This window comes from Microcoleus harperi Pol14_C6 (genome assembly GCF_036701295.1).
Lineage (GTDB): Bacteria > Cyanobacteriota > Cyanobacteriia > Cyanobacteriales > Microcoleaceae > Microcoleus.
In genome coordinates this window covers 1-18,189 of sequence record NZ_JAUBQN010000035.1, presented here as the reverse complement: position 1 = coordinate 18,189, position 18,189 = coordinate 1, and the positions used below count along the sequence as shown (strand labels likewise).

The 18,189-nt window shown below is 47.7% G+C and carries 11 protein-coding genes; 6 read left to right on the top strand and 5 right to left on the bottom strand.

Going from position 1 to position 18,189, the window contains the following annotated elements:
• Window positions 1-257: 257 nt before the first annotated feature.
• Entirely contained in the window at window positions 258-2,210 is a 1,953-nt protein-coding gene (locus QUA27_RS20890; RefSeq protein ID WP_333070135.1) for an FAD-dependent oxidoreductase, read from the bottom strand.
• A 593-nt stretch (window positions 2,211-2,803) separates the two neighbouring features.
• On the bottom strand, window positions 2,804-2,986 hold the full coding sequence (locus QUA27_RS20885) for a hypothetical protein (RefSeq protein ID WP_333070133.1): 183 nt from the start codon (window positions 2,984-2,986) through the stop codon (window positions 2,804-2,806).
• 250 nt (window positions 2,987-3,236) lie between these two features.
• Here QUA27_RS20885 and QUA27_RS20880 point away from each other — a divergent pair, with 250 nt between their 5' ends.
• A complete protein-coding gene (locus QUA27_RS20880; RefSeq protein ID WP_445251531.1) occupies window positions 3,237-4,808 on the top strand; it encodes a CHAT domain-containing protein in 1,572 nt (523 codons plus the stop codon).
• A gap of 128 nt (window positions 4,809-4,936) precedes the next feature.
• Window positions 4,937-7,060: a hypothetical protein gene (locus QUA27_RS20875; RefSeq protein ID WP_333070131.1), complete on the top strand. Its 2,124-nt coding sequence runs from the start codon at window positions 4,937-4,939 to the stop codon at window positions 7,058-7,060.
• 141 nt (window positions 7,061-7,201) lie between these two features.
• Here the strand turns inward: QUA27_RS20875 and QUA27_RS20870 are convergent, their stop codons facing one another.
• A complete protein-coding gene (locus tag QUA27_RS20870) occupies window positions 7,202-8,146 on the bottom strand; it encodes a hypothetical protein (protein ID WP_333070130.1) in 945 nt (314 codons plus the stop codon).
• 9 nt (window positions 8,147-8,155) lie between these two features.
• Window positions 8,156-9,982: a glycosyltransferase family 39 protein gene (locus tag QUA27_RS20865; protein ID WP_333070129.1), complete on the bottom strand. Its 1,827-nt coding sequence runs from the start codon at window positions 9,980-9,982 to the stop codon at window positions 8,156-8,158.
• Between the two features lie 875 nt (window positions 9,983-10,857).
• Between QUA27_RS20865 and QUA27_RS20860 the strand changes: the two genes are divergently transcribed.
• Window positions 10,858-12,933, top strand: a complete 2,076-nt coding sequence (locus tag QUA27_RS20860; protein WP_333070128.1) for an iron uptake porin — start codon at window positions 10,858-10,860, stop codon at window positions 12,931-12,933.
• A gap of 156 nt (window positions 12,934-13,089) precedes the next feature.
• Here the strand turns inward: QUA27_RS20860 and QUA27_RS20855 are convergent, their stop codons facing one another.
• Window positions 13,090-14,343 (bottom strand): FIST signal transduction protein, encoded by a 1,254-nt coding sequence (locus QUA27_RS20855; protein WP_333070127.1) that lies wholly within the window; start codon window positions 14,341-14,343, stop codon window positions 13,090-13,092.
• A gap of 741 nt (window positions 14,344-15,084) precedes the next feature.
• On the opposite strand from QUA27_RS20855, the gene QUA27_RS20850 reads away from it, so the two are divergent.
• The 3 genes from QUA27_RS20850 (at window position 15,085) to QUA27_RS20840 (ending at window position 18,067) form a co-directional block, all read left to right on the top strand.
• Window positions 15,085-15,321: a Calvin cycle protein CP12 gene (locus QUA27_RS20850; RefSeq protein ID WP_190662788.1), complete on the top strand. Its 237-nt coding sequence runs from the start codon at window positions 15,085-15,087 to the stop codon at window positions 15,319-15,321.
• Window positions 15,322-15,722: 401 nt separating this feature from the next.
• Window positions 15,723-16,343 (top strand): DUF3177 family protein, encoded by a 621-nt coding sequence (locus QUA27_RS20845; protein WP_333070126.1) that lies wholly within the window; start codon window positions 15,723-15,725, stop codon window positions 16,341-16,343.
• A 269-nt stretch (window positions 16,344-16,612) separates the two neighbouring features.
• Complete coding sequence (locus QUA27_RS20840) at window positions 16,613-18,067, top strand: hypothetical protein (RefSeq protein ID WP_333070125.1); 1,455 nt, start codon at window positions 16,613-16,615, stop codon at window positions 18,065-18,067.
• Window positions 18,068-18,189 lie beyond the last annotated feature (122 nt).

Sequence of the window (18,189 nt, the reverse complement as noted above, 5' to 3'; positions counted from 1 at the left end):
ACCGTATATCCACCCCCCTCAACGCAGATATTTTTTTGTTCGCAAGCTCTGCCTTTTCTCTTCAGATAAACCATACCCACAAACCATAACTTATTTTAACAAAAGAATATAACTGTAGGAAACCTCCAAGCCCTTCTTAAATCAGTCATTCTCATTGCGTAAAATCTAAAATCTAAAATCCTATGGCTGGGGGCGGGTTTCACCGAGGAGACCAGCCGATAATTGACGATTTATAAAACCCGCCCCCGCTGCAAACCTTAGATTTTTAACACGCCTTCGGGATTCACCGTCAAGAGCGATCGCCTCTGCAAACCCTCCTGATATAAAATAGCATTAGCTGCCAACAAACCGCTGCTAACTGCCCTTTCCATTAAACCGCACGGAAACGGCATTTTCACCCAATCTCCCGCAAACAAAAGATTGGGAACAGCGCAGCAAGTTTCTGGTCGTTCTGCATAGCTACCGGGCGGATATCCAGAGAAATTCTTTTGATTGACCAATTCCCGGTGCAGCATATTTGCCTCTTTTAATTCCGGTACAATTTCGTACAATTCTTGCTCAAAAGTTGCCAGTAAAACTTCCTGGTTCGGAAACTCCTTCTCCTTGTAACAATAAGCGTGCAGTTCCACTACACTACCGCCAGTTTTCTGATTCCACTCGATGAACTGATCCTGAATTCGGTGGTAAAGCGTAATGCTGTCAGTCAGTTTGTAGCCCGAAAGCGAACTGAAATTGCTGTGTTCCCAGGGAAATTCGCGATCGAACCAAAAACGGCCCACCGCAAATGGATCGGCTATTTTCAAGCTCTCGATCCGGCTGTACACTTGCGGATTCACTTCACCGCTAGCCAAACTAAACAAATGCTGCATCCCCGGAACATCAGCCGCAAAAACATAGTAATCAGCCTTCAATATTTCTCCCAAATTTGGAGGCTGCGATTGGTTAACCGCTGCTGCTAACTGTATTTCATCTGCTTTTTCATCAACTACCTTAAATCGAGGCAAGTCCCGCTGAGCAGGCCCGCTGACAACTCGTCCTTCGGCATCAAAAACGGCTCCGTGACAAGGACAGTGAAACTGACCGTCGTTTTGTTTCTGAACAGTGCAACCTTGGTGAGTGCAGCTCAGAGAAATTGCCTCTTTTCCAGACGGCGCGGCGGCAAATACGCTGTCCCCAGCGCCGAAGTATTCAGTAGAGTTGCTGTCAGTTAACAGCGCGTTTCGCTTCACCCAAAAAGGTATTTTACTTTGCACGTCTCCAGACTGGTAACTCAGAGAATGAATCTGGCCGTTTTCCCAACGAATCTCACTGACTGCGACATCTGTCAATACTTTGCCGCCTTTGCTTTCAATGGCTCTGGCAATAGGCTGCACCAAACTCGTGCCCATATCTTGCCGCGTGCCGTTGAAGGCCAAACCCTCTGGATTTCCGAAAAAATAAAAGTGGAAAAATTGCATTAATTCTCCCGCGCTCAATTCGTCGGGAGCGTTGAGGCTAGATTTGGCAAAAGGCAGAAAATACAAGTCATAAAGTCCGCGCGGAAATTCACCTTTTACCCAGTCGGCAACTGATATATTGTCGAGGCGATCGAAAGTTTTTTGAGTTTGAAAACCGCCGATTTCTCGAAACACTTGCCAGTGAGCCGGTTTTGTCAGATTGATTCCCCACTTAAGCCGATTGGGAGAAGATATCCCCAAGTCAACTATATTCCAGGGAAAAGCTGAATGGTTGGGACGAAAAACTTCGGGTTTGTATTTGCCGTCTCGAAACAGAACGGCGTAGGATTCTAAAGATACAAAGTTATCAGTAATTTCTAGTTCTTCAACCACACTTTTGAGGTTGTAGTATTGCGGAAAAAAACCGTGGAAACCGTGTTCCATCATAAAAGTTTCGTTCCCGACTTGAATCGGCCAACTAGCAATTTTGCCACCGAGTTGGGGCGATTTGTCGAGCAATGTTACGGCGAAACCTCGCTGGGAGAGTTCGTAAGCACAGGCGAGCCCGGCCAAGCCTGCCCCCACAACTGCAACGGTTTTGCGGTTATTCAGCATTCGCGGCAAGTCAAGAGAATCTTGCACAAAAATGGTGGGTTCTGGCTTGGAAAATCGAGAGTAGCCCAGCAGCCCGCCGGCGGCACCAACGCCGAGGAATTTGAGGGCGGTGCGTCGAGAAACTGGTTGGGATAGCGGTGAATTGGTTGATTGACTCATCAGCGGTACGCGGTAACGGGCTTTAAACACAAATACGCCATAAGGCATATATCATAGACTGAAAGCAGGATGTGTGAAGAAATACTAAGATACATTCCTCACTCCGATCGCGATCGCACCGTGTCAATCGATTTGAGATTTGAGATTTGAGATGTGAGATTTGAGATTAAAGAATTGAAGCCTTGACTTCACGGATAAATTCGGGGGGCAAGTTTCGTCGGATACAGGTTTTTATTTCTCCACGGATGAATCCGGGGGCTTATATCCTGAATGCTTTCGGTCAAGTGCGATCGCACACAATGTATAGTGGAAGGAGGCAGGCTTTAGTTATCTAGCAGAGAACCAAGAATCAAAAAGGAAAAAGCGATCGACCCCAGAGCGTAAAATCCTCTAAATAATTAAGTGTTTTTATTTATGTTGCTCAACTCTTGGCAACCGTCGCAAATGATGCTAAAAAACTAGGAGATTTTCAGACTAAATCTTAGGCAAAAGGCAGTCTAGACTAATTGTACGAAATAACTGGAAATATCTCCGAGGCTAAACAATTAATCAGTCGATGTTTAAGTAAGTTTACGCGAAAAGACTCAACTATTTTAAAACCAGTAAATACAGAGAATATATCTACTGAAATCACTCAATATAGGGTCGCTCGGTTCATGATATTCCTCATTCAACAACAAGAGCAAACCCGATTCAACTTGAGAAGTGCGGATGTGCCACAAAAAGTCAAAGACGCCCGTAGAGGTAATGCCGCTTAAACTCACATCTTGCACCATTCTTAAGAACGGGCTCTGGGGCCCATTCCACAAGAGATCAATTTTTTGTGGAACAGGCCGGAAAGTCTGTTCATAAAAGGATTATTGATAATGGTGCAACATCTCAGTTAAATGCACCTGGCTGCTAGGTAAAAAATAGGACTTACTTGAAGAAACCGGGTTTTTGTGTAAGTCCTGTTTATGCAAAACCCCTGCATAATTTACAAACTTTTACATAAATCGCGAATTTCTTAGTGTGGGAACTCTGTTCCTGCTGGTATCCACACCCTACGGTAGATATTTGCGGTTGGTCTTGAATGCTATAATCATCCGGCGATCGCCAGCACAGTCAAAATTCCCACCCACATCCCAACTTTTGCCAACTGCTGCCGCCAACGGCGCCCTTAACCGCCCCAAAATCATGCACTACCAATCCCAGCAGCAACGCCAAAAACACACGACTCAGAAAAAAATTAAAAAAGCTATTTTTTACTGTTTGATAGCAATATTTTTCTGCTGGAGTACCGCGAACCTCGCTACAATTGCCCAAAACACAGGCCAGGGCGGGCTTAACGGGCAAGAAATGAGAAATTTACTCGATCGGGGCAACCTCACCGAAGCCGTAACCAGAATCGAAGAAAGCTGGGAAGAAGACTATCAAACATACTTTGAACAAGACTTTGGAACCCGTGCAAAAACCGCCGAAGCAATATCAAAAACTCTCTCCCGCCTAGCAGTTCAAACAAAGAAAAAACCTGCTTTAATTTACGCTATCCCCCGCACCGACCAACTAGAATTAATCTTAATATTGCCCGATCGCCCGCCTATTCACCGCAGCGTCCCGGAAGCCAAACAAGAAAAACTGCTCTCAGTAGTCAAAGAATTCAGTAGCGAAATCACCAACCCCGTAAAACTCAACACCACCACCTATCTAGAACCAGCCCAACAACTCTACAAATGGATAGTTGCACCCCTAGAAACAGATTTGCAAACAGCAAAAATTGAAACCTTGCTTTTCTGCGTCGGCGAAGGTTTGCGAACCGTACCCCTAGCAGCAATGCACGACGGACAGCAATTTCTGATCCAAAAATACAGCCTTGCCCGCATCCCCGCATTCAAACTCACAGACAGCAATTACACCGACCTCAGAAACGTGCAAGTTCTAGCAATGGGCGCATCAGATTTCGCAGAAACGGCGAACAAAGAACCGCTGCCAGCAGTGCCGTTAGAATTGGGCGCGATCGCCCGACAGTGGCCCGGTCAATCCTTTCTCAACGAAGATTTCACCATAGTAAACTTGCAATCCCAGCGACTGCAACACAAATACGGGATCATCCACCTTGCCACCCACGCCGAATTCCGCCCCGGAACCCCAAATAACTCCTACATTCAATTTTGGGACACCCAACTGCGCCTCGATCAAATGAGAGATTTAAAATGGAACAATCCGCCTCTTGAACTGTTAGTATTAAGCGCCTGCAGAACCGCTTTGGGAGACAAAGAAGCAGAACTCGGATTTGCCGGCTTAGCGCTGCAATCAGGAGCAAAATCAGCCCTCGCCAGCTTGTGGTACGTCAGCGATGCGGGGACTCTCGCCCTGATGACAGAGTTTTACCAGCAGTTAAAAATCAGCAGGCCAAACGACCCTCCAATCATTAAAGCTGAAGCTCTCCGGCAAGCACAAATTGGTGCGATAGAAGGCAAAGTGACGATCGAACGCGGTCAACTGCGAAGTTCCCGGGGCGAAACTCCCTTGCCCCCGTCCATCTCGAAACTCGACAGCAAAGATTTATCCCATCCTTACTACTGGGCAGCTTTCAGCATTATCGGCAGTCCTTGGTAAGTGGGCCTCTTGACCGAGAGTGATGATAGGCTATAAAACATAAAGTAATTCAATGCCTGTAGCTGTCGCTCAACAGCCCGCTGCCAAGCTGTGACGAATCAAGCGGGAGCCTTCAAGGGGAAACTAAAATGAAAAAATTAGAATTTTTGCTACAAAAAGAAGGCGATCGCGCCTGGTTGCCCCTAGAAACCTCCGACGTGGAAATTCTAGAAGGTAAATACCGTGTTGTTGCTCGCATTCAGCACCCCAACACCGACATCGAAATTCGCGTTACCCATACCTCCTTCGACCCAGGGGCGCAGCGGAAAGTCCAAAGCCGCTCGGCCCGCACCAACCCCGAAGGATTAGTCGTGATCATTCCCTACACCAGGCTAAAACCCGGACTGTGGGAACTCTCCTGCTTGCCAGATCCCAAAGCAACACCATTAAAACCTTGGCAGTACGGGGTTCAGTTGGAAGTATTGCCCGCAGAATCTGAAACCTCCGAACCCCTACCGCCGATCGACCAAACCGAACCCGCAGCTTCCCCCGCAGCCCCACAAATTGCAGCACCGGTCGATCGCGCAGCCCCACAAATTGCAGCACCGATCGATCGCGCAGCCCCACAAATTGCAGCACCGGTCGATCGCCCCGCACCAACCCAAATCGCAGCAGCCGATTCAGCACCGCAGCAAACCAAAATTTACCAATTCCCAATTCCCCAAACCCCCGAACCTAAACCGGGCGTCAAACTCGAACTCGTCCTCGATCGAGAAACCTTCGTCACCCAACTCGGTCGCCCCTTAATCATTTCCGGCAAAATCGACATTCCCCAACCCCCCCAAAAAACCAGAAAAACAGCAACTCTCATCGCCGAATCCGAAGCACTAGAACTCAAACAACTCATCGGTTCAGCACAACTGCAAATTTACCTGCGCGACCCCCAAACCTCAAAAATTCTCGCAGAAATCCAGCAGCCAATGCCAGAACAAGTTCCCCCCTGCATCTTTGCCTGCGTCACCTACATCCCAACCGAATGCAAAAGTCGCCTCATTTTAGGAGAAGCAATTCTTAGCAGCGGCGGCGTCACCCTAGCCACCAAACTATTCACAATTACAGCTCGTTTAGAGCACCTTCTACAGGAAATTAAAGACAATTTCATCGAAGAAAAGCATCAAGCTGAACCTTCCCCAACAGCCTCAAAACCCTCTGGAAGCGCTAAAAATATATCCTTCCTCAAGCTAGTAGAAAAATCCTTAGACCCTCCCTCCCCTGCCGAAGCCCCAACTACTGAAGCCTTACCTCCCCTACTGGCTTCGCGTCACACTCCAAGTGCAGGCGGTCTAGAACTGCCCGCATTTGGTAACAAACTGCCCGACAGCAGCCGAGCGCAATTGCTGTCGGAAATCTCCAATTCGCCTCGAACGGTCGCAGAGTCGAGCGACCCACAAACCAAACCCTCAGACATCCCAACTCCCCCTCAAACAGCGGAAACCGACGCGATCGACCAAAAACCAGAAGAAAACAACGTCGAATTAGAAAAAAAAGCCCCAGAAACGCAGCCAGCACCCACAAAACAGGCATTTCAAACCTTAAACGTCGAAAGGCGATTTTGGTCGCGATTGAGTTCTTTAGCCAGCAACGGCGAATCCCCCGACTGGCTCAAAGCAACCACCCTGTCACCAACTCGAACACCCGCAGCAAATACCAGCGACGAAATTGCCGTTGTGGAAGAAAGCAGCGGAACCCAGCAGCAACCCGAAACCACCCAAACAATTTCCGACCCCAAATCCACTAGCCCGGAAGCCAGAGAATTTGTGGTTTTTGACGAACCCCCACAACCGAAACAAGTTGCTCAAAAAACCAGAACTGTCGCTGCAGAAGACACTCCCTCGACTCCCTACGTTTTGCCAGAAGACGAGTTAGTACCGATGCCGATTTTGGAATTGCCGCGGGCCGAAATTATCGCGGGCCAGGCTGTAAAAGTGCAAGTGCAACTACCGGAATTAATGCCCCGGATTTATGTGAAAGTTTGGGTGTACGATCGACAAACCTACCTGATTCTGGACGGGCCGCGCTGGATTACAGAATTTACATCTAACGGCTTGGGAAAAGTCCGAGCAAGTGTCGAGTTAGAGATTCCTTACGGCTGCATGGAAGTCGAATTTGAGGCGATCGCCGTCGAAATGCAAACTCAGCGGGAAAGTCATAAAGTAAGCGTTCACCGCCAAGTTTTGCCCCCAGCCGGGCCAACTTTACCCCTGGATGGGTAGCCAAAATCCGCGTGCATCCGCGTTGATCCGCTGACATCTGCGGTAAAAAAAGCCTCTTGACAAAAGACTCTTAGAAAACTCTGGATATAGCGGCGAGAAATCGAGGAATATTTCCCCTTTCTCGCGCGCCCCAGTCCTAATCTACTTACCAGTCAACTGCCGAAACTTCTTCTTAAACTTATTCTTATACACGTAGATCGATCGCTGTAAATCCTCAACTTGCAGCGACATTTCGGCAGCCAAACCCGTGCGGTTCCAAACATCCTCCTCACACTTGCGGCGACAAAAATTCATCGGTTCCGAGTAAACTTTACCACTCGATAAAGTTGGCTTCGGCCCGCACCAGTGAATCACCGTCGCCTGAGTGCGATCGCCCCCAGGCCCGCTTGACTCCATCGGAAAGCGCTTCTTCACCCAATCCTGGTCAAAATCCGGCACCAACAACTGCATATCCACACTCTGCACCCGCAGCCGATTTTCTTGCGCCGCCCGGAAAATCATAAAGTTCAAAAACCCCATTTCTCCGTACTTAAATATCCCCGGATTTGCCGCCGTAAAATCTAAAATTTCTACGTATTCTTCCAAGCTAAAAACGCCGCGTTTTGCAAAAAAAGTACCAGTGCAGAAATAATTTGCTCGATATTTCGACCAGCTAAAACTGGGGAAATGCTTTTCAACGCCCGGAATGTCAAAGAAAAATTTTGAAACATCTGCATCTGAATTTTCCTGACAAGGTTGGTCTACAATAAAATCAAATTCTTGAAAATTAGCCAATTTGAGAATATCGCCCCAGACGATCGTATCGGCATCCAAAACCATAAAATTTGACCAAGGACTTTCCCAGAAAGCAATCATTTTAGTTTTTCCCCAACCAAAACTTCTTTTCCTGAGAACCTCTTCAGACACGGTTGTGCGATCGATCACTCGTACCCCATAGGACTTTTCCAAAGCACTCACAGAAAACGTACCGTCTATCAACAGACAAATCGGCACATCTCCCAGGAAATATCGGATACTAGCACAGCAACCCTTAGCAAACAGGTAATCTTGGTCGCAGCAGGCAATAATAATACCAAAGTCTTCCATAAACCCTCACTATTTTACTAACTTGCCTACCCACAGCTTTTCGGTTTTTTGTTCTGAAAGCAGCTCGATTTTCAATTTTTGCATTTTCGCCAGCTTAGCACTAAACTTCTGCGATCGCCCGTAGACAAAAACATCGCTAAAGCCACTAGGAATATTTGGTATAGTTGGTCTGTCAAACAACTGAGTTCGACGCCGCGCTTCCGGGTCAAGCAACACCAATTGCAGCCGCATTTTCGGTTCTAACAAATGACTCATTGACAGTATATTTCCCAGACTGACTTCCGAGATATCACTGACAAGCAGCGGCTTTGGAGAACGATCGATCGTGCGAGCAATTTCGGGATTTTCCCGGCCCCATTCCTTAGTCCACCAAGTCTCGGCTTGAGAACTAACGGCATTCGACAGCAAGCCGCCCGTTAACAGTACAACTGTCAAAACTTTCCACATTTGCCGTTTCCAGCTTGGCACGCCCAGCGCGGTAATTTTAGTCGCTAACAGGTAAGCAACAGCGATTTGCATCCCCAGATAAGTCGGAAATAGGTAGCGAGCTTTAGTCGATCGGATTCCTCCCAATATAACATCCGGCAGCACGAGTGCCAGTGCTGTCACCGCCATCATCGTCACCACAAACAGCCAAACCTGCTTGCTCGTCTCCGAACACAGAAAATAAACTGCATACCCTACGATTGCCACTAAAATTAAAGTAGCTGCCATTAAAGCAATAAAATATATCGATATAGCACTAGAACTTAGCCCCAAATCAAAAAAAACGCGACCGATATTTCCGGTCCAATTCTTAACTAAAGATAGCCTCTGACTTTCTAGATTTGCCCAACTTGTCGCCCCGGATGCTGCGCTTTTATTTATCAGTAAAATTACCATCCAAGGCAGAAATGCTAGCAACGACACGGCAATTGCGATCGAGTAACTCACTAGCTTTTTATTCAACGTAAAACCTTGAATTCCTACTAGATAAATTCCGTGTCCGAACGCAACTAACAAGCTAAATAAATGAGTATAAAATCCCAGAATATTTGCTACTGCGTAAATGCTCCAACTCAGCTTTGTTGGCAGCCGCATTGCTCGTAGCAGAGACGCACAAGAAAGCAAAATCAGCGCCGGCCACAAACTGTAAGGACGTGCTTCTTGAGCGTAAAGCACGTGCAAGGGAGAAACTGCTAGCAATCCCACGGCTATCCACGCAACTTCCGGCGATGCAAACAATTCTCGGCACAGCCAGTACAGGGCAGGAAACGCTAACAAACTCATCCAAACTGAGAAACTTCTTATCGCCGCAGGAGAATCACCGAATAGTTTTGCCCAACACTTGACTGCCAGAAAATATAGTGGTGGCAGTTGAGGTTCTTCTATGGCCAGACTTTTAACAGTATCGCCAAAATTTTTTGTCGCATTCAGGCGCTGATATTTCATCAAATCTTGGGCTGCTACTAACTGACCGCTGCTTATTTCATGAAGGACTTCTGTTTGCGTGTATCCAGAAATCCGCAGGGAAGTAAATGCTTCATCGTACCAATAAAACTTTTTGTCGATGTTGACGAAGCGAAAGAAAAATCCTAATAGCAATAATACCACTACTAACAGCCGCAGTTGTGTTTTCATCCCAGTCAGAGATGGTGTAAAAAAAATATAGATGGTACGCATCAATTTAACATACCATAGAAAGAGCGAGTGCATTGCCCAATATATAGGTTGTTCGATCGCCCTCCCATAACTGCCGACATTTACTTGTGTTCTTAGCAAATTAAAACCGTCTTGGATGCAGTCCTTACTCTCATAAACTCGGTTTTTTAACTTCGAGCGATCGCCTAAAAGCAAGTATTTGCGTTCCTAAAACCCGGTTGATGCGTCCAGGATGCCCGGAGAATAAATGGATACTTTGGCAGTGGCATAAATTACAGAGAAAATGTGCTTTGATATCCCGAGGCTGTGCCAAAAAAATAACTGGTTGTCAAACGCAAGACACCGAGGCCACAAAACTATAATTTCAGCTAACAGAGATTCAGTCGGCTGCGGCTGCCAGACCGCAAAAAAATTGTGTTAGAGTAACGGGAAATTAAATCCGCCGACGGCCCGTCTCAAAAAGGGCGATCGCCCTGGCAAGTCCCGACGGCAGCGGGCATCAAAAAACCAAAATTGGTCAAGCCTGAACTTTGGTTTGGATCGGGTAAATCTACCAGCCTTTAGGTCTCAGTTCCCCACTCATGGCGGGAAAATAGCCCCTGCCGGGTCGCGAGGTTTAAAGTGAGGTTAAAAAGCTTGACATTATAGGATATAAAGCTGTATAAGGGATGCGACAAGCAGCCACAATCCTACCTATAACTGTCTGTTAAGTCTGGCATAACCGAGGACTCTGGGCAGTTGTCAGTTAGAGGCAGATTGTGGTCGAACCTGTAGAACCAGTTGTCGATCGCCTACAGAGCAACTTAAGCAAATCTGGCGATCGAGACATGAAATTAGCACGTGATGGTATAATCAACTGTAATGTAATGTGGGCTTGACCTGAATTGATGCCGGGGCGGTATAAGGGCTGGGCCCCTACGTTCAAGCAGAAGTAGACACGCCTACTGTGAATCAACAGTTATGGATATGTTCTATTTTGGCATTTATTGTCAACAGGCAAGCAACCACAAAAATTAGCAGTTGGGAATTGCTGCTCGTCGAGTTGAATAGAGTGTGAAGGTGTGAGGAAAATGAACAGAACTTTTTGGAATTTACTGCTAGTATCCCCGGCAATTCTGGGGCTATCATCAGTCATGAGTACCGCTGCGATCGCCGCAGAAGTGACCGCAACCGCTGAAGCCAACCAGCTAGCTACAGCTCAGTCATCTGAGTCAAAAATTGCAGAAATAGTTGGAGAAATAGTTGCAGAACCAGTTGCAGCAGCCCCTGCTGCCCCAGAAAACCTGGCTTTAAACAGCAGCGTCGAAGCGGCCCAAACCCCGGTTGTTAACGAAGCAGACGCTGAAAAACTCGCCTCAATCAAACCAGAAACCAGCGAAGCAGCAGTGCAAACAACACTGCAAACAACAGGGAGCGACATCGACTTAGCAGCCCCAATCGCTCCTGCCAGCGCAGCAGCAGCGGCTGAACCCCTAGCAGCAGCAGGCACAGCCGAACCGTCGCCCCAAGCATCAGACTTGGCAGTACAAAGCAGCCACACAGATGCCCCTCGGACAATTGAAGTGCCAGCAGTCGCCAGCACCCCAGCTACTACCCCAGTTACTACCCCAGCTACTAAGGTAGAAATTGCTCAGACAGTACCCGCCGGAATGGGCGGCCCCATCGTCCCTGTCGCTCCCCAAGCGCTGCCGGCCCAACCGTCCGGAACCATGTCCCAGGTGACATCAGTCACTCAGCTCTCCGACGTGCGACCGACAGATTGGGCATTCCAAGCCCTGCAATCCCTAGTCGAACGCTACAATTGTATCGTAGGTTATCCCGACGGCACCTACCGCGGCAACCGCGCCCTGACTCGCTACGAATTTGCAGCCGGCGTCAACGCTTGTTTAGACCAGATAACCCAGCTAATTGGGTCAACAGGTAACTTAGTTACCCGAGACGACTTAGCTATCCTGCAGCGCCTGCAAGAAGAATTTGCGGCCGAACTTGCTACCCTGCGCGGACGAGTAGACGGCCTAGAAGCCCGCACCGCCGAACTCGAAGCCAACCAGTTCTCTACCACAACCAAACTGGCTGGAGAAGCCATTTTTGCTGTCAGCGACACCTTCGTCGGAGATGGTGTCAGCCTTGAGGACGATAGAACAGTCACCAACTTCGGGTACCGGGTGCGGTTGAACTTCAATACCAGCTTCACCGGTCGAGACTTGCTCAGAACCCGCTTGCAAGCCCTCAATGTCGCCAACTACTCAGCAGCAACCGCTACGGGTACTAACATGGCTCGCCTAGCGTTTGACGGAGCTGAGAACAGCAATTTCACACTAGACGAACTGTACTATCGTTTCCCGATGGGTAAAGCTACAGTCTTTGTCGGTCCTAAAGGACTTGACCTAGATGAAATTGCAGACCAGGCTTCTACCTTTGGTAACTCTACGAGTAACGGTTCACTTTCCAGATTTGGAGTTCGCAACCCGGCCGTATTCCGCGGCCCGCAGGGAGCAGGCGCAAGTGTGAGTTTCAACTTGGGCAGCTTACGAGCTACCGCGGGCTATCTCGCAGGCGACGGCGATGCTCCCAACCCCGCAGACGGCAGGGGCGTTTTCGACGGTTCTTTCAGCGCTCTGGGTCAGATCGGCTTTTTTAGCAGACCGTTTGACTTGGGCTTGACTTACACCCGGAAATACAATCGGGCAGGCGATGTTAACCTCATGGGTGGCGTCGGCAGTTTGTTGGCTAATCGGCCCTTCGATCAATCACCCACCGCATCAGATAACTATGGCGTGCAAGTTAACTTCAAACCCAGCAGTCGCTTTCAGATTGGCGGTTGGTACGGTTATACGAAGGCTGAACAACTGCGGGGTGGCAACAATGACGCTACCATCCAGAATGGTGCTATAACTGTGGCCCTGGGAGATTTTGCCCGACAAGGCAACGTCCTCGGCTTCGTCTTTGGTGTACCGCCAAAAGTTACTGAAAGTGATGTCGCCAGAAACCGCGACACCTCTTATCACTTAGAGGGTTTCTATCGCTTCCAAGTCAATGACTTTATTTCGGTGACACCGGGTGTTTACGTGATTCTGAATCCTGAACACAACAACAATAACGACGATATCTGGGTCGGACTCCTCCGTACTACCTTTAGTTTCTAAGGTTTCCAGACATCTAGTTACAGCTAAAAGCGGCAGGCGACTGCCGCTTTTATTTATTGGTCATCAGTGGCTAGATTTTAGATTTTAGATTTTAGATTTTAGATTGTCAACAGTTAACACTCATCAGTCAACAGTTGACACTCATCAGTTCACCAATTATGAATTTTGGCGGCAAATCCCGAATACGGATGTGTAGCCGTGCAGAAATGTGCTGCCGCCGACGGGGCCGATTTCGCCGTTGCAGAAAAAGCCGCTCAGGGGGATGTTTTTGAGGTATCGGCCAAACAGTCGGGAGTCAAAGTTCGACTGGCCGTAAAGCCCTTCGCCGCGCCCCAGACAAGAGAACATTAAGGCGCCGGCGCTAGATGTACCGCTGTACTCGGCAGCCCGCTGATAGCGATCCAACAGCATTTCTAGGTCTTCTGCGGAGGTGCGCGCGTCCCGCAGGTGAAATTGGATGCGCTGTCCGGGACGGACTCGATCGCCGATCGCTATTGCCCCGACTTTCGGATCTACTCCCAACAGATTGCGGATTAAAAAATCTCCCGGCTCTAATGTCAGCTTGAATTCATCGCTGACTAAGCCTACAAATAACGAGTGCTGAGCTAATTCTCGGTCTTCTTCGCTCAAAGTTTGAACTAACTCTCGCAAGGCCTCTAAGGGCGATCGCTCGATGCCCCCGCTGCCGATATCATCGGTTTGTTCTTCGAGTTTCAGCAAAATATTGCGATCTCCTTCCGTCACCCGATAAGGATGCCCGATCGGCCTGCAGCCTTGAGCTACGATCGTTTCCAAAACTATATTGCCGCTCAAAGCTACCCCAACCGTCCCTTCTCGGTAAAGCTGATAGTCGCAAAACAGCGCCGCGCCTCTGCCCGCACCGTCCCCCCCGGCGAGTCCCCCTACCTTCGCCGCACCCGGATAGGCATAATCTAGCCCTTGTAGCAAATCGTTAATTTTTGCCGAAAAGGGGTCGGCCAAGATGATAAACTGCGGTTCTTCCAGGGCCGGTACGCCCAAGAGATCCACCCAAGTATCCGGGGGACTATCTAAGTCCGGCAGTTCTTCTGCACCGACGTGAAAAGTTCTGACATTCACTCCCGGCAAGCGCGCCAGACTGAGGCTGACTGCGGGAGATCCCTCGACTTCTTCGGTGAGGCCGCCCCGGTTCGTGCCGATGACTCCTCCCCCGCCACAACCTAGGATCGCGGGTACTGGCAGCAGTTCTCGGAGTAAAGGCATCAGCCGAGAATACTCGCTGGCAAAGGCAGATGAGATAAATATCAGCGCTAAATCGGCCGGGCCTTCTAGGTCGCGATCGGCTTGTTCTATAACTTCTTTGAGCGCGGATTCCAAAGACGGACGGGTTGATAAAGCGCTGACCCATTGCATTTGGTTTTGGGTGTACATAAGGCAAACTTCTCTATAAAACTATCTCTATACATTACGCTAACCGGAACTGGCCGCTGGCCTTCTCGGTTTTCTGGGGCGATCGATTCCCCCTCGATTGCCGTTGTTGTGTTAACATAAGTTAACATGAGAGTCCCATTAATCTGTTGTGTGTTAAATGCCGTGTTCAGCTAAATCTTAAAAGATAAAGCTCAATACAGTTTGACACACCAACCTCGTGTAATGTTTTCATCAAAAGTAAGGTCAGCTCGACCTACATTGATGCCTGTGGACTCTTCCCCCGCCCACGGGGTAGAGTAAAGCAGGAAGTAGAGACGGGCTGCGATCGCAGTTATGGATGGTTTCTATCTGGGCTGCTGCAACAGCAGCGCATCTCAAGCTATTATGAGCTGGAGTCGCCAGACCGAAACAGCAAATCCAACCCAAACTAACATCCAAAAAGAAAACCTTTCTTACTTAATAAGGTCAACGAACCAGGTCTAAAGACACTGGGCTTCTAGCCTAAGACTTAAACCACTCTTGACTAGCCTAAGACTTTAGAAGTCTACGTTTTTTGAGTTATGACACCAAGCTGCTGCTTAGCTAGTCCCTTGCTCTGTCGTTAACGGTTAAACATCTTTATTTGGGTTAAGGACGTGCCGTTAGCCGAACAAGCTCACTAAACAAAGGCGCGTGCTAACATTACCTAGAAATAGGTCGGGGACCACCATATTCTCCTACACATTCATACCAACAAGCTTTATGACAACAACACCCGCAGGCAACATCCAAGAAAAAATTGAAGAAGAACTAGAAAGCGCTCGTACCGTCTGTGACCTCAAGGGCGCCACTTCCGGGGAATGCGCGGCGGCGTGGGACGCAGTTGAAGAACTGCAAGCAGAAGCTTCCCACCAAAAGCAAGTCAAGCCTAAGAATTCTTTTGAAAAATTTTGCGACGACAATCCTGACGCTGCTGAGTGCCGCATCTACGAGGAATAAACGAGCCATTTAGCTCTATCCCTTCCCTCCCGCGCCGAAATCTAACTTTTGGCGCGGGAGAATTTTATTTTAGGGGTTAAGCCTTGAAATAGTGGCGAGATTTGCCATCTATCCCAATACGGTTAAAATCAGGCAGCTTCTCCCCACTCCCCGAACCAAGGGGGACAATAATTTGCTCTGGCGCGCCTTGGTTAGGGGGATGGGAAGGCGAGATTTGAGGAATAAACAGTTTTAATCCAAGCATATTGCCGTCTATTGCGTCTCAAGTACCCTTCAAAGCGCGCCAAGTACCTTAGAAAAAATAGCAGTAACTGAAACATTAAGACCGTGTTCTGGTTGCTGATTTTTTAGCATTTTTGTAGTAAAATTTGTGACAAATAAGTGAGTATATTTTCCCAAAGATGTTGAGTCTTTTATTGGCAGCCACCGGGCCTTGGTTTCAACCGCTAGTCTGGATGGATTACCGGTTGTCTGTGTTATTAACAATTTCGATCCCGCTGGTAGTGCTGATTTGGGCTGTTGTGGCAAAAGCTGAGGCGATCGTCCGTTTGTCGATTATTTATTGGCGGGTGGCGAGTTTGCTGGCAATTACACTTTACCTGATGATGGCTGCGCTGCCTGTGAGCTTTGTATCGTCGGTGATTGGGAGGGCCTTAATTCCTGCTAGTCTGTGGTTTTGGGAGGATTTAAACGAAGAAATTGCCGATCGACCGCAGTCGCCCCTGAAACTGGCTTTTACAGCTTGGCGGTGGGCGATTACTGTTTACAGCGGTTTGGGCGCACTAGCTCAACTTCCGTTCTTAAGCTGTGCCTTTAAATCTCAAATTCAGATAATTGACGAACCTTTTTGCCGCGTTTGGTTAGACCCACCTTGGCTCTACAAACAAATGTTTCACCCTACGGCAAACCCTCAATTTTTGGGATTGTTGGGTCTGATAGGTTTAGCAATCTATGTAATTTACTTGTCATATTTTGTGCTAATTAGACTAGGAAAACAGGGGAGGTCAGCTACCGGAAATTAAGTGGATTTTAACTAATTCTTTGCCTCCTAAATGGCAGCTAAAGTATTCAACAAAAAGCTCGAAAATCCCAACTCCAAAAAGGGGAACATCATCTAGTAAAAATTTAAACTAACAGCAGGGTGATGACGTGAACTCGCCCAAAAACGGATACAAGCCGCCGACTCCAGTCGTGGAGATCTAAAAATTTGAGACTTAGGTTCCAGCTTCCAGATTCATCTGTAGAGTAAATCTAAAATCTAAAATTTAACATCTAAAATCGACTGACAGCAATGTTACTGGGAAAGACTGTGATGGATAGCAAACAAGCCTACTTACAGTGCTTAGAAAGGCTGATTTGGGCGCTCGATCGCCTGGAAGCAAAAGTCGAACCAAGTGAAGTCGCTCGGATTGCCGAACTGATTGTTCAGCCGATGATGGGGCCCTGGCGGTTTTTTCACACTCCCGAACATATTTTTGAGGTGGGGGGAGATGAAGATGCGATCGAGGTTTTGGCAGCTTTATTTCACGATACCGTCTACGTGCAAGTCGATCGCAGCATTAACTTTAACGTCAGCTACTACATCACTCCTGTTGCAAAAGAGGTTAACAAACAGCTACAAATTAGAGATCAATTTGAACTGCCGGCGGATGCTATCTTCGAGATGGTAATGCTGGTATTCAATTTTGTACCGGGCGAAGTCCTCAATCCTTTCGCCGGACAAAACGAATTTCTCAGCGCTGTCGTAGCAGCAAAAGCTCTAGAACCATTTCTCAAACGCGAGCAATTGCTTCAAATTGCAGGCTGCATTGAAGCAACCATTCCGTTTCGCGCCGCCGAGTCGGGAGTAACAGTCAGCCAGCGCCTTTATGACCGCTTGCAAGCAATAAATAGCCGATTTAACCTCAGTTTGACTGATGAGGAAATGCGGGAAACGGTCAAAAAAGCTGTGCGAATTTCTAACCGGGATGTGATGAGTTTTGCTCACCATAGTTCAGCCCATTTTTTGGCAAATACCTGGAATTTACTGCCGGAAACCAATCACAATCTCATCTGCTGCGGTTTTTACACGATTCGCGACTACCGAGTTGCTTTGCTCAAGATGGAAGGTTTTCTGAATTATCTCAAGCCAGAAATAATTTTCCGGCAGTTTGAGGGATATCCAGACGATCGCACATATCAGCGCTGGGAAACCACTGCTAAGTACAATCTCAAAATTGCGAAGCTTTATTTGGGGTGCAAACTGTCTGCCCTAGCCCTACTAGAAGCTCTTTCTTCGGATTTGGGGATTGAGGTTTCTCTGGCGATGATGATGGGAGGAATTCCGGAGCAGGCTCCTAACTGCGTGCGCCTAGAAAGCTTTTTTCCCGAAATAGACAAACCTTATCAACCTAAAATTAGTTTAGAAGCGGAAGTCTTGAATTTATTAGAAAATGGGCGGGCTAAAAGCACCTCTAATACCGATTTGGAGAGTTCGCCCCTGACAACGTTTGTGGTAAAAATTGTTGGCTTTGACGAAATGCGCTATCAGTGCGATCGAGCCAAGGAATTTTTTCAAGAAAATCTAAATGCCGAGGACTTTATTTCCGACTTTAACCCGATAGTTACAGAAATTGTCATTGATTCAATTCTCAAGTTGTTTGACAGCCGGAAATCTACTATCTACCGATACTACGATATCACTTCTAAGTTAAAGTCCAAACCCCATAGCCATTTTCTCGATCGTCCTTTCCGCTCAAATAGTTAACTAGCTTTAAATACAGTATTTTTGCCTTCTCTATATAAAATACCCTTATACCAATTTACTATGAAGTTGCACTTAATATAGCTTCAAGGATATAATCCCAACCACAGAGAGATAAAACTTCT